Raw genomic sequence first — 12,908 nt, 5'->3', positions numbered from 1 at the left:
GGCGCGCCGCGACCGTCCCGGTTGCGGGGGTATCTGCTACGCCGCCGGGGGAGCCGCTCGGACGCGTCCGTTCGGGTGTCGGCCGAGGGAATCACGTGAGTCGGGCCAATTCTGCGCGTTAAGTTCGTACCGGATGTTCCGGCGGCGATGGAGCGCGGGTTGATCGAGGTCCGGGGACTGTCGAAAAAGTACGGCGACACGGTCGCCGTGCGGAACCTTTCCTTCACCGTGCCCGCCGGGACGGTGACCGGTTTCCTCGGACCCAACGGCGCGGGCAAGTCGACCACGATGCGGATGATTGCCGGTCTGGACACGCCGTCGTCCGGGTCTGTCCTGGTGAACGGTCGCAACTACCGGCACGCGAAGGCGCCGATGGCCGAACTCGGGATGTTGCTCGAGGCACGGTCGGTCCACTCGTCGCGCTCGGCCTTCAATCACCTGTTGGCCCTCGCGCACAGCAACGGCGTCCGCCGGCGCCGGGTCGACGAGGTCATCGAGCAGGTCGGCCTTCGCGACGTGGCCGGAAAGCGCGCCGGGAAGTTCTCCCTCGGCATGGGACAGCGCCTCGGGATCGCGGTCGCGCTACTCGGAGACCCGCGCACGGTGGTGCTCGACGAACCGATCAACGGGCTGGACCCGGACGGCATCCGCTGGGTTCGACTGCTGCTGCAGGATCTGGCCGCCCAGGGACGGACCGTCTTCCTGTCCTCGCACCTGATGTCCGAGATGGCGCAGACCGCGCAGCGGTTGATCGTGATCGGCCGAGGGAAGCTGATCGCGGACACCACGGTCGCCGAGTTCACGGCGCGCGCCTCCGACGGCCGGGTGCTGGTGCGCTCTCCGCAGGCCACCGAACTGGCCGAGGCGCTGGTCGGTCCCGGGGTGTCGGTCGAGGCGGTCGCCCCGGGCGAGTTGGCGGTGCGTGGGCTCTCCGCCGAGCGCATCGGGACGGTCGCCTGCGAGCACCGGATCGTGGTCCACCAGTTGAACGTCGCCGAGGTCTCGCTGGAGGAGGCGTTCATGGCGCTGACGGCCGCCGCCGTCGAGTACAGCGCCGAGCCCGTCGGGGGTCCACGATGAGCCGGTCGGCCCCGCCGCCCGCGGTCCAGGCGGTGACGATCCAGATCCCGGCGAACAAGCCCGGTGGCGCGGCGTCGACCGGCAACGCACAGGCCGTCGCGATCAGCGCACAGATGTTGATCGGCCGGGGCCGGCCGGTCTGGCGGCCGATGTTCTACGGCGGCGCGCTGATCGCGTTCGCGACCGCGCTCACTGCCCTGGCCCCGACCAGCAGTTGGTGGTTCATCTACGGGCTGGCGTGCGACCTGCTGGGCGTGTGCTTCCTGCCGGTGGCTGCCGTCCGGCTGCGGCAGTCCCGTGACCTGAAGGCTGCCACGGCGGAGTTGGCAGCCACTGGTGGGGTGATCGCCCCGTTCCGTCCGGTCCCGGCGCAGGCGACGCAGACGGATCGCCCGAAGAAGCCGCGTCCGGCCTCGACCGCGCGGTCAGCCGCGGCCGGCGGGCTTCCCGGCCTGAAGGTCACCCAGCTGCGCGTGATCCGCTCGGAGTGGACGAAGTTCCGCTCGCTGCGGTCCAGCAAGATTGTTGTGTTCGTCTCCGCCGCGGTGATCATCGGCGTGGCTGCGATCGTTGCCGCAGTGATCAACTCCCAGTGGGACAAGCTCAATCCCGATGCCCACAAGGTGTTCAGCCCGGCCGTGACGCCAATGGCAGGCGTCGGCCTGGCGCAACTCGCGTTCGGGGTCCTCGGCGTGCTGTTCATCAGCGGCGAGTACGCGACCGGCATGATCCGGTCGTCGTTGACGGCTGTGCCGCAACGCGCCCGGTTCATCCTGGGCAAGTTGGTGGTGCTGACCGGCGTGGTCGGCACGACCTCGCTCGTCGCCGCGGTGACGGCATTTCAGCTGGCCCAGTGGATGTGGACCAAGCACCACATTGAGACGCACCTCGGTGCGCCGGGCACGCTGCGTCCGGTGCTGGGAGCTGCCCTGTACCTGGTGCTGATTTCGATGCTCGCCATGGGCCTCGGTGTGCTGCTGCGGCACACGGCAGGGGCGATCGTCTCGCTGGTCGCCCTGTTGTTCCTGGCCCCGACGGTGCTCGGCTTCCTACCGGCTGGGATCGGCGCGACGGTCACCGAGCTGCTGCCGGCTCAGGCCGGGGCGGAGTTCTGGTCCAAGCCGGGCGGCGGCTGGACCGGTCTGCTGATTGTGGTCGCGTGGGCCGGCGGTACGTGTGCGGCGGGCTTCGCGCGGCTGCTGACCGAGGACGTGTGAGGTCCGTTCGTCCTCAGCCGGGCCCCCGGGCACGACAGGATGACTGCTGTCGTCACCAGACCAGCGGGGCCAACCGATGACGGACCTTGGCCCGGTAGTCCGTGTAGCCGACCAGATTGCCGGCCAGGAAGCGTTCCTCGTCCAACAGGCGGACGACGACCCCCGAGGCGAACGCGACCGCTCCCACCAGTCCCCACCACGAGCCGAGCGCAGGGCCGACACCGAGCATCATCACGACGAGTCCGGTGTACATGGGGTGTCGGACCAAGGCGTACGGTCCGGCCGCAACAACCGTCTGTCGTTCCTCGACGGTGATGATCGCGGAAGCGAAGGTGTTCGCGCGGAATGCGGCCCAGATGATCACGAGGCCACAGACAACCAATAGATCCCCGGCGAGGATCACGGCACTCGGTATGTGCGACCAATGGAACCGGTGGTCGAGGCCGGAGCTCACGAGCGTCCCGGAGAAGGTCACGGCAGTGAACTTCTGGACCTTGCGCTGCACCGGGGTCACCTCATCCGAGGCTGACGACAGCCGGCGGCGCAGCAATTCTTTGTCGTGGCGCAAGAGGTACGCATTTGTTGCGCCCTCGCCAACAGTGCCCAACGCCAGGAATACCCACGCCTCACGGTAGGCGAGAGTACCGGCCGCGACGAAGAGCACAACGGCCCGAGTCATGAATACCCGGGCAACAAGGTCGTTCCAAGCCTTACGGCGCAAGTTGTCCACCGCTGCAAGTTAGACCGTGCTGAGCCACGGTACAGGCCGAATCGGCATCTGGCGGTGAAATTCTCACGAGGGTGCACACCGCCCGGAGCGATCGCGCTACCGACTGGGGTCGTCACTCCAAATGAGTGACAGATGGCACTACTGGCCGGGTGCGTTCGCCGGCAATTTTGTCCATGTCAGGACAACACGGGCGGGTCGAGTTCGGAGCCGAGAGCTCGGCTGTCTGATCCGTAGCCTCCGCCCATACCTCGAATGGAGAAAGATCGATGCTCTCAACTCTCATTGGCGCCCTCGGCCTGACCAACCTGGTCGGCACCGTTCTCGGTGCGGTCCTGCCGGGTATCGGCTCTGCGGTCGAGCAGATCGGCGGGGTCGTCTTCAACGTGGGTGCGAGCCTCAGCACCATCGTGCTCGAGCTGCTCACCGCCAGGCTGTAAGCCCGTCACCCGGCTGCCGTGCCCCGCAATTCCCGTTGCGAGGGGCGCGGCAGCCTGGGCTGGTTCACAACCAACCGGCGTCGCGCGCTATCCGGATCGCCTCGATCCGGTTGCGGGCGCCGAGTTTCGTCATGATGCGCGACAGGTAATTCCGCACGGTCCCCTGCGACAGCGACAACTGCTCGGCCAGCTCGCGGACCGAGTTTCCGCTGGCCGCATGGCGGAGCAGTTCCAGTTCGCGCAATGTCAATGTGTGCACGGAACTGCGCGGTGGCTCGGTCAGGAATCGAGGATCGACGAATCGCTCTCCGGCGGCGACCCGACGGATGCTGTCCAGCAGGACCACCGACACCGAGTGCTTGTTGACCAGTCCGTGCGCCTGCGCCCGCAGCTCTCGCTGCAACGCCAACGGGGGATTGAGCCCGGTCATCGCGACCACCTTGCAGTTCGGTGCGCCACGCAGCAGCTGCCGGGCCAACCCCAGGCCGTCGCGGCCCGGGGTGTCCAGGTCGAGCAGCGCGACGTCGGCCCGGGTACGCAGTACGGCGCCGGCCAGGTCGCTGTCGGTGAGCACGGTGGCCACGACTTCCATGTCCCGTTCGGCCGAGAGCATCGTGTGCAGCGCCCCGGCGTAGAGCGCGATTCCCTCCGCGATCAACAGCCGGATCGGGCGCAAGGTCAGGACGTCGGCAGACCCGGCGCGGCCGTGGAACTTCGTCCCGTGTCCGTCCGAGCGGATCAGCCTCCGCCCGGCCAGCGCGGTGATGCGCGCGGCCAACTCCGGGACGGCGAAGGGGCGGCTGAGGTATTCGTCGGCACCGGGGGAGCTCTGCGGCTCGACGCCGGCGGTGGCCGCCCGGGTCGTCAGTAGCAGGATCCGGGCGTCGGTCACGGCTCGCAGCCGTTGCGGGCTGACGCCGGCCGGCATGGGGTCCTGGTCCAGGACGACGACGTCGTAGTCCTGCGCTGACGCCTTGGCCAGCGCGGAGGTTCCGTCGAAAGCCACGTCGACCGCGCCGCGCGCGACCAGGCCACGTTCCAGGGCATCGGCCAGTCGTCGATCGGGTTGCACGACCAGCACCCGCACCGGCTGCCGGTCCGGCGGCACTTTGTCGTATGTCCGCTCACTCATCGGCGCACCATCGATCGTCGGTGCGAGTCGGAAGTGGCGTGCGCTATGACACCGATTCGTTCGCTGCGCTCACTCATTGCACCACCACCGCGCTCGCTTGCAGTGTCCCGTCGGCGTCGCTGGTGCCCTGCACGATCACCTGCGAGCCGTTGACCAGTCCCTGGGCGGAGCCGTTGGCCGGGTCCTTCAGAGAAAGCTTCTTGATGATCGGGGTCTGGTCGGTGACCGCGACCTTGTGCTGATTGCCCTGCGCATCCTTGACGGTGAACTGCGTCGGGCTGACCGCAACGACCGTCCCGGTCAGCGTCGGACCGGCGGCACCGGCGACCGAGGCCTGCTGCAGCTGTGCGGCCGCGAGCGCCGCCGGGTCGACCAGATGGGCGTCGTGGTGCTTCTGGATGAGGATCCCGCCGCCGAAGGCCACCGCGACCAAGGCCGCAATCGCCAGGAACCATGTGGAACGCGGCACTCCCGGGCTGGGGAAGGCGATCTCGTCCAACTCGGCCAGGTCGTCGAAGTCCGACTCGAGGTAGTAGCCCTCGGCCTCGGCGTCCTCGACTGCGGCTTCCTCGACCGGCGCTTCCTCGACCGGCGCTTCCTCGTCGGTCTCCGCGGTCGGCGCTGCCGCCTCCAGGTCCGCCAGTTCGCCGGCGTCTTCCTTGACGTCGTCGACGAGCTCGTCCTCGACCTGGCCCTCGACCTCGTCCTCGCGCTGGTCCTCGCGCACGTCGTCGGGGTCTTCGTCCGCGGCGTCGTCGGCGAGCTCGTCCTCGACCCGCGCGGCCGGCTTCTCGTCCTCGACGTCCTTGGCAGACCGGATCGGTGGCCACGGGTCCGCCCACTCCAGCGCCGGCACCGTCGCGCCCTCCGGGGCGGCCAACGGCGCCGGCGTCTCCCACGGGCTGGCCGGGGAGGACCAGGCCAGGTCCAGATGGCGTGGCGGGGCGCCGGGCATCGGCGGCCTCCTGCCCGGCTCGGGTCGCTGCTCGCGGTTCATGTGACAGTCCCTCACTCGTGTTCCGCGCTACGCGCGTCAACGAGCTTCAATCGGCTCGGGAGCGAGAACGCTCGCGTGCGCAATGTTCTTAGGCTCACTGTTCTCGCTCCTCTCGCCTCAATCACTCGTACCGCAGAGCTTCGATGGGATGCAGGTCGGCGGCCCGGCTGGCCGGGTACAACCCGAACACCAGACCGGTGAACAAGGAGACCGCCAGCGCCAGGTAGATCGAGTACGGCGCGACCTCCGGAACCACCCCGGCGATGGTGAACCGGGAGGCGACGACTCCGGCGAAGATGCCGAGCGCGCCACCGGCCAGGCTCAGGAACACGGCCTCGCCGAGGAACTGACCGATGATGTCGCCACGGCCGGCGCCGATGGCCTTGCGGATACCGATCTCCCGGGTCCGCTCGGTGACCGAGACGAGCATGATGTTCATGACGCCGATTCCGCCGACCAGCAAGGAGATCCCGGCCACAGTGGCGAGCAGGATCGTCAACGTGTGGTTCGACGAGGAGGAGACGTCGAGGATCTGGGAGGCGCTGACCACCAGGAAGTCCGCGTCCAGCAGGTTCACGTGATGGCGGGCGTTCATGATCCGGGTGATCTCCGCCTGGGCGGCAGCGACATCCTTCGAGGAGATGGTCGACACCTCGATCGCGGTGACCGGGCCGATCCCGGGTGGCGAGTAGCCGTACAGCGCGTCCTGCACGGCGCTCCCGACGCCGATGGCCCGGTCGTCCTGGTCCTGCTGCCCGGAGTAGCCCTTGGGCCTGAGGATTCCGCACACCGTGAAGGCATTGCCGTTGATCAGCACCTGCTGGCCGACCAGTTGGCGCGGATCGCCGGTGGCCAGGTTGTTGGCGACGGTCTTGCCGAGCAGAACCAGGCGGCGGCGGTGCGCGTAGTCGTCGTCGGTGAACGGGCGGCCCGCGACGACGGTGTCGTTGTTGACCGTGAGGATCGAAGGCGTGCTTCCGGTGAAGCTCGGGATCACGTGCGAGGAGGTCCCGTGCGAGGACGCCACGCGCTGCAGGATCACGACGGGCGCGACGGTCGCCACGTGCGGTGCCGCTTCCGGGTCGAGCAGCGCCTTGGCATCGGCCTGGGTCAGCTTCGCCGCGCGGATCTGCGTGCTGTTCGCCGGCGGGGGTTTGATCCCGAGCGCCTTGCGCAACTGGGCGGCGGGCCCGGCGCCCTGCCCGGCGCCGCCGGCTTGTTGCGGGACGACGAAAATATCGTTCGCACCGAGTTTCTCGATCTGTGCGGCGACGCTGTCGGACGAGCCGGTACCGACCGCCACCAGCGTGATCACCGAGGCGACACCGATCAGGATTCCCAGCATCGTCAGCGCTGCGCGCATCTTGTTGGCCGCGATCCCCGCCACGGCGAAGCCCAGGCTCTCCCCGAGGTTCATCGTCCCGCCTCGTTGCTCGGCGGGCCGATGAACCTCGATGGTGCTGTGCTCATTGATGAGCTCGCAAGCTCGCTCACCGGAGCTCCTCGACCAACGGGCCGCGTTGCCGCGGCGGGTTGAGGGAGTTGCCCACGATCATCCCGTCGCGCATCTGGACGACCCGACGGGCTCGGTCACCGACGTCGTGTTCGTGGGTGATGACCAGGATCGTGCGACCACCGGCCGACAACTCGTCGAACAGATCAAGGACCTCGGCGGTGCTGGTCGAGTCCAGGGCGCCGGTGGGCTCGTCGGCGAGCAGCAGGACCGGGTCGGTGACCAACGCCCGGGCGACCGCGACCCGCTGCTGCTGTCCACCGGACAGCTCCGAGGGCAGGTGGTACAGCCGATCGGCCAGGCCCACGCGCGCCAGCGCCGCGATCGCGCGGATGCGCCGGTCGCGGCGCCGCACGCCGGCGTAGACCAGGGGAAGTTCCACGTTGCTGAGCGCGGTCGTGCGGGGGATCAGGTTGAAGCTCTGGAACACGAAACCGATCTTGCGGTTGCGCACCAACTTCAACTGACGCTGCGTCATTCCCCGCACGTCCAGGCCGTCCAGCAGGTATTGCCCGCTGGTCGGGGCGTCCAGGCAGCCCACGATGTTCATCAGCGTGGACTTGCCGGAGCCCGACGCGCCCATGATCGCCACGTAGTCGCCTCGGGCGATGTCCAGGTCGACCCGGGCCACGGCGTGCACCGCCGTCTCGCCGGATCCGTAGGTCTTACGGATGGCCTGCAGGCTGATGGCCGGCCGTCGGGGGGTCTGTTTCACCGGCCGTCGGAGGGCTTGGTTCATTTGCCACTCAAGCCTCGACTGTTGGACGTGCGCATCGTCGACTGGCCGCCGATCGACTCGCTGCCGCCCGACTCCGGGAGCACCACGACGTCGCCTGGGTGCAGCAGGTTGCCGTAGACCTCGGTGGCCGAGTCGCCGACCAGCCCGACGTTGACGGGCACCTTCACGATTTGCTTGTCGCGCCGGACGGTGACCAGGTTCTGACCCGGCCCGGCCGAGATGATCGCGGCGTTGGGCACTCGCAGCACGCTCGGCTTCGACGCGGTGATGATCTGGACGGTGGCGCTCTGACCCGGCCGGGGGGGCTGGTTCGGGTCGGTCAACTTCACCGCTACGTCGTACTCGACGACGTTGTTGACGACCGTCTCCTGCTGCTCGATCGAGTCGACGACGCCCTTGACGGTCTGTCCGGTGGCAGGGAAGTTGACGTCGGCCTCCTGGCCCTTCTGCACTTTGCCGATGTCGGCCTCGTTCACCTGCGCGGTGATGTAGTGCTCGCTCATGTCGGCCAGGACGACGAAGCCGGACTGGGTGGCCGCGCTGCGGTTCTCCGCCGAACCGGGGCCTGCCGGGATGATGGAACTGGCCGCGCTGCCGCGTTCGGCCGCCAACGGGGTCTCGCCCACGCCACCGGCCATGGACAGCACGGTGCCCTGGAACGGCGCGCGCAGCACGGTGTTGTCCAACGCCAGCTGGGCTTCGGCGACCTGCGACTCGGCATCGGCCAGTGTCGCCTCGGCGGTGGCGAGCTTGTCGGGCCTGGGCGGCAGTGCGTTCACGGCCGCCTGGGCACGGGCGATCAGCAACTGACGCTGCGTCAGGTACGCTGCGTCACCGGCCTTGCGGATGTCCTGGTCGTCAGCCAGGAGTTGCGAGTCGCGCTGTGCCTTCGCCTGCGACAGCTGGGTGCGGGCCTGGTCGACGGCCGCGCTGGACTGGGTGTCGCTGTCGGTTCGCTGCTGGGAGTCCTGGTGCTGGTCGGTGCCCTGGGTGGGCGAAGGCGGCAGACTCCCGGTGTTGTCGTTCACGATCCCGGTGGTTTGCTGCTGCGTTGTGTTGGTGATCTGGTGGAACGCGGCGTCCAACGCGTCCTCGGCGCGCTGGACAATTCCGTCCTCGATGCCTTCGTCCTGGCCGCGCTTGTACTTGGCGCGGTCCAGGGCGTGCTCTGCGTTGTCCGCCTGTTGCGCGGCCGCGGCGATGTTCGCCAGGTCCAACTGCCGCTCGGCCGGACGTTCCCCCTCCTTCGCAGCCATGATCTGCGCCTCGGCGGCGGCGACCTGCGCCTTCGCGTGCGCGAGTTGGTCCTCGGCCTCGCGGTCGTCGACGGCGGCCAGTTTCTCCCCGGGCTCGACGGTCTGACCCACCGTCACATAGATGGCCTTGATCAGGCCGGGGTTTCCGGCGAAGGGCAGACCGACGGTGTGGGGGGAGCCGATGTTCCCTGCGGCGTTGACGGTCGTGGTGACCGGACCCGTGGAGACCACGGCCGTGGTCTCCACGGTCTTCGCCTTGCCGGGGTCGTCCACCTGCAGCACCGCGCCCACGGCCGCGGCAAGAAGAACCAGGGCCAGGCTGGTGTTTATGACGACAGTTTGCGGCCGCATTAAATCCCACCCCGTAGTCGCACTCGTGCCGCCCCAACAGGGGCGAAGTCGACCGTCACCACCGACGGGAGTCGGCAGTGACAACATGAGTGACACTAAGAGCGGCCCGCGGGCCCGGCGAATCGGTTAGGCCGAACTGGTTATCCGGGCTTGCTGTTCCTCCGATTTTGTGAAACTGGTCAGCTTTGGCCCGAGACCGCCCCATTTCCAGGGTTTCCTGCGCTGCTGCCCGAAGTGCTCGGGGCGGCGGTCGGGTTGGTCTGCGGGCCGCCGTTGCCCAGCCGACTGGCCGAGGAGTTCTGCTGGGTGACCGAGGTCGCGTTGAGCCCACCGGCCTGGTCGGGGGTTCCGAAGACCGAGACCGTCGAGCCGTCCGCGAGGTCGGCCAGGTTCATCTGGCGCGAGACCCGGGTGCGGTCGGTCGTGTGGATGACGTGGTCAGTGCCGCCGGCGTCCTTCACGACGACGTCGCTGCCGCTGACCTTGACCAGCGTGCCGGTCAGGGCCGGCGTGCGACCGCCACCGCCCTCTCCACCGGCCGCGCTCGAGCCGCCGCCTGCTGCGGCCGCTCCCGCGCCCGCAGCACCACCGGCGTGCCCACCGGCGCCGGCACCGCTCGCACCGGCCAGGGCCGCGAGACCCTTGGCCGGCGGGGAGAACCCGGCGTCGTGGTGCTTCTGGGCGAGCACACCGGTCACGAACGCGACGGCGACCAGGATCGCCACCCCGAGGTACCGGCTCGAGGCCGGGCCGCGACCCTTCGGCGGCGGCACGTCGTCGGCCTCGAAGTCGTCGTAGTCGTCGGCCGGCGGCGGAGGCGACGGAGCGGGCACCAACGGCTGCGCGCCGTAGGACTGAGCGGGTGTCAGCGTGGGTTCGGGCGGCTGACTCTCGGCCTCGGCGACAGGCTCCGGCGAGGGTGTCGGTGCCGGTGCCTCCTGCTGAGTCGGCATCGGGATCGGCTCCGGCTCCTGCGCAGCCGGCTGCTCACCGGGCGCGTCGAGCGGTCGCCAGCTGAAGTCGGGATCGTTGTCCATGGGACCTTTCGCCTCAATCACTCATAACGCAGTGCGTCGATGGGCCGGAGGGCCGCGGCGCGGCTGGCCGGGTACAGACCGAAGAACAAGCCGGTGAAGAGGGACACCCCGAGGGCCAGGTAGACCGAGTAGGGGGCGATGTGCGGGACGGTGCCGGCGATCTTGAACTGCGAGCTGCAGTACCCCACGCCGACGCCGATCACACCTCCGAGCATGCTCAGAATCACGGCCTCGCCGAGGAATTGGCCGATGATGTCGTTGCGGTCGGCGCCGATCGCCTTGCGGATACCGATCTCCCGGGTCCGCTCGGTGACCGAGACGAGCATGATGTTCATGACGCCGATTCCGCCGACCAACAGGGAGATGCCGGCGACCGCGGCGAGCAGGATCGAGAGTGTGTGGCTCGACGACTGGGACGCGGCCAGAACCGACGAGGCGCTGAACACGATGAAGTCGCTGTCGGCCAACGTGACGTGGTGGCGCTGGCCGAGCAGCAGGGTGACCTCCTGCTGGGCCGCGGGCACCTGCTTGGCAGAGGCCGCCTCGACCGCGATGCCGTTCAGCGGACCCTGGCCCGGTGGCGCGTAGCCGTACAACGCATCGGCCACAGCCGTCCCGGCGCAGATCACGCGGTCGTCGAGGTCCTGCTGTCCGCTGTAGCCCTTGGGCCCGAGCAGACCGGTGACCAGGAACGGCTGCCCGTTGATGCGGACGCTCTTGCCCACCATCGACGCGGGGTCGGAGTCGGTGAGGTCCGAGGCGACCGAGACGCCGATCGTGCACACCCGTTGGTGCGCGGTGTACTCGGCGTCGGTGAAGTTCCGCCCGACGGTGACCATGGTGTTGTCGATGGAGATGAACTCGGGCGTGCTGCCCAGCAGGATCGAGATCGTGTGCGACGAATTGTGGTAGGTGACCGGGATCGACTGCAGGATGTTGCCGGGGGCGACGCCGATCGCGTCCGGCACCGCGGCGTGGTTGTTCAGCGCGGCGACGTCGTCGTAGGTCAGCGCGGCCTTGTGGGTGTTGGTCTCGTTGACCGGCGGGGGCTTGATGCCCAGCAGGCGCCGGATGGAGTTCTGGAGCGCGCTGCCCTTGCCGCCGCCGCCGGTCTGGTTCGGCAGGACGAACAGGGTGTTGCTGCCCAACCGGTTGATCGAGGCCTGTACGGCCTTCTGCGAACCGGTGCCGACGGCGACCAGGGTGATGACCGAAGCGATGCCGATGACGATGCCGAGCATGGTCAGCACCGAGCGCATCTTGTTCGCGGCCACGCCCGCCAGGGCGAATCGCGTGCTCTCCCGGATTCTCACAGCGCGCCTGCCCCGATCATGTGTCGGTTGGGGGTGTCGGAGAGGATCCGGCCGTCGCGCATGACCACGAGGCGTTGGGCGCGTTTGCCGACGTCGTGCTCGTGGGTGATGACCATGATCGTGCGGCCGCCGGCGGCCAGTTGGTCGAACAGGTCCAGGACATCCGCCGTGCTGTGCGAGTCCAGCGCGCCGGTGGGCTCGTCGGCCAGGAGCAGGACCGGGTCGGTCACGATCGCGCGGGCCACGGCCACGCGCTGCTGCTGGCCGCCGGACAACTGCGAGGGCAGGTGCCCGCGCCGGTCGGCGAGGCCGACCTTGTCCAACGCCTCGGTGGCCCGTTCTCGCCGTTCCTTGCGATCCATTCCCGAATAGACCAAAGGCAGTTCAACATTGCTCAATGCTGTGGTCCGCGGGATCAAGTTGAAACTCTGGAAGATGAATCCGATGCGCTGATTTCTGATCACCGAGAGCTGATGCTCGTCGAGTGTTCGAACATCCAATCCGTCGAGGTAGTAACGCCCCGCAGTGGGTGCATCCAGGCAGCCGACGATGTTCATCAGAGTCGACTTGCCGGATCCGGAAGCTCCCATGATTGCCACGTATTCGCCGTGCCAGATCGTCAGGTCGACGTACTCCAAGGCATGGACGACAGCCTCGCCCTCGCCGTAGGTCTTCCGGACCCGCTCGAGGTTGATCGCGGGTCCACGCTGGCCGCGGGTCATTGCAGGGAGCCCTTGGTGGAGCTCTTGCCGCGTCCGGGCAGGTTCAGCCGGCCGCCCTTGGCGCCCGCGGTGGGCAGTACGATGATGTCGCCGGGCTTGAGCATCGGAGAGGTCACCTCTGTACTGGTGTCGCCGACGAGCCCCGGGGTTACCGGCACCGTGACGTAATCCTTACCGCGCTTTACGGTGACGACGGCCTGGTTGCCCGCCTGACGGATGGCGTTGTTGGGCACTTCAAGCACATTGTCCTTCTCCGCGGTCGTAATTACCACAGATGAGCTCTGGCCCAATTTCTCCTCGGCGGCGTTGCCGGCGAGGTCGATCTTGACGTTGTACTCCACGACGTTGTTGATGACGGTTTCCTGCAGGTCCTGCTGCCCGACG

Annotated in this window: 13 protein-coding genes; 3 read left to right on the top strand and 10 right to left on the bottom strand. The window is 68.4% G+C overall.

Annotation, left to right across the window (positions count from 1 at the left end):
- Nucleotides 1-159: 159 nt before the first annotated feature.
- On the top strand, nt 160-1,080 hold the full coding sequence (locus VHU88_14855) for an ATP-binding cassette domain-containing protein (protein HEX3612963.1): 921 nt from the start codon (nt 160-162) through the stop codon (nt 1,078-1,080).
- Entirely contained in the window at nt 1,077-2,297 is a 1,221-nt protein-coding gene (locus VHU88_14850; protein HEX3612962.1) for an ABC transporter permease, read from the top strand. The genes VHU88_14855 and VHU88_14850 overlap by 4 nt, the downstream gene beginning before the upstream one ends.
- Before the next feature lie 52 nt (nt 2,298-2,349).
- Here VHU88_14850 and VHU88_14845 read toward each other — a convergent pair whose 3' ends face one another.
- Nucleotides 2,350-3,027: an isoprenylcysteine carboxylmethyltransferase family protein gene (locus tag VHU88_14845; GenBank protein HEX3612961.1), complete on the bottom strand. Its 678-nt coding sequence runs from the start codon at nt 3,025-3,027 to the stop codon at nt 2,350-2,352.
- Nucleotides 3,028-3,293: 266 nt separating this feature from the next.
- Here VHU88_14845 and VHU88_14840 point away from each other — a divergent pair, with 266 nt between their 5' ends.
- The gene (locus VHU88_14840; protein ID HEX3612960.1) at nt 3,294-3,464 is read left to right on the top strand and encodes a hypothetical protein; all 171 of its coding nucleotides are present in this window, start codon (nt 3,294-3,296) and stop codon (nt 3,462-3,464) included.
- 64 nt (nt 3,465-3,528) lie between these two features.
- Here the strand turns inward: VHU88_14840 and VHU88_14835 are convergent, their stop codons facing one another.
- From VHU88_14835 to VHU88_14795, 9 genes are all read right to left on the bottom strand, one after another.
- Entirely contained in the window at nt 3,529-4,596 is a 1,068-nt protein-coding gene (locus VHU88_14835; GenBank protein HEX3612959.1) for a DNA-binding response regulator, read from the bottom strand.
- 73 nt (nt 4,597-4,669) lie between these two features.
- The gene (locus VHU88_14830; protein ID HEX3612958.1) at nt 4,670-5,551 is read right to left on the bottom strand and encodes a DUF5666 domain-containing protein; all 882 of its coding nucleotides are present in this window, start codon (nt 5,549-5,551) and stop codon (nt 4,670-4,672) included.
- 163 nt (nt 5,552-5,714) lie between these two features.
- Nucleotides 5,715-7,010 carry an ABC transporter permease gene (locus VHU88_14825; GenBank protein HEX3612957.1) on the bottom strand — a complete coding sequence of 432 codons (1,296 nt, stop codon included), beginning with the start codon at nt 7,008-7,010 and terminating at the stop codon, nt 5,715-5,717.
- Between the two features lie 73 nt (nt 7,011-7,083).
- Complete coding sequence (locus VHU88_14820; GenBank protein HEX3612956.1) at nt 7,084-7,821, bottom strand: ABC transporter ATP-binding protein; 738 nt, start codon at nt 7,819-7,821, stop codon at nt 7,084-7,086.
- 20 nt (nt 7,822-7,841) lie between these two features.
- Entirely contained in the window at nt 7,842-9,452 is a 1,611-nt protein-coding gene (locus tag VHU88_14815) for an HlyD family efflux transporter periplasmic adaptor subunit (GenBank protein ID HEX3612955.1), read from the bottom strand.
- A 179-nt stretch (nt 9,453-9,631) separates the two neighbouring features.
- On the bottom strand, nt 9,632-10,489 hold the full coding sequence (locus VHU88_14810; GenBank protein HEX3612954.1) for a hypothetical protein: 858 nt from the start codon (nt 10,487-10,489) through the stop codon (nt 9,632-9,634).
- A gap of 17 nt (nt 10,490-10,506) precedes the next feature.
- Nucleotides 10,507-11,763, bottom strand: coding sequence for an ABC transporter permease (locus tag VHU88_14805; protein HEX3612953.1), 1,257 nt, complete (start codon nt 11,761-11,763; stop codon nt 10,507-10,509).
- A gap of 35 nt (nt 11,764-11,798) precedes the next feature.
- Entirely contained in the window at nt 11,799-12,524 is a 726-nt protein-coding gene (locus tag VHU88_14800) for an ABC transporter ATP-binding protein (GenBank protein HEX3612952.1), read from the bottom strand.
- On the bottom strand, nt 12,521-12,908 hold a 388-nt coding region (locus VHU88_14795), incomplete at its 5' end, for a hypothetical protein (GenBank protein ID HEX3612951.1). The genes VHU88_14795 and VHU88_14800, both read right to left, overlap by 4 nt.

The sequence above is a fragment of the Sporichthyaceae bacterium genome (assembly GCA_036269075.1).
GTDB lineage: Bacteria > Actinomycetota > Actinomycetes > Sporichthyales > Sporichthyaceae > DASQPJ01.
This window is presented reverse-complemented; position numbering and strand designations above follow the sequence as displayed.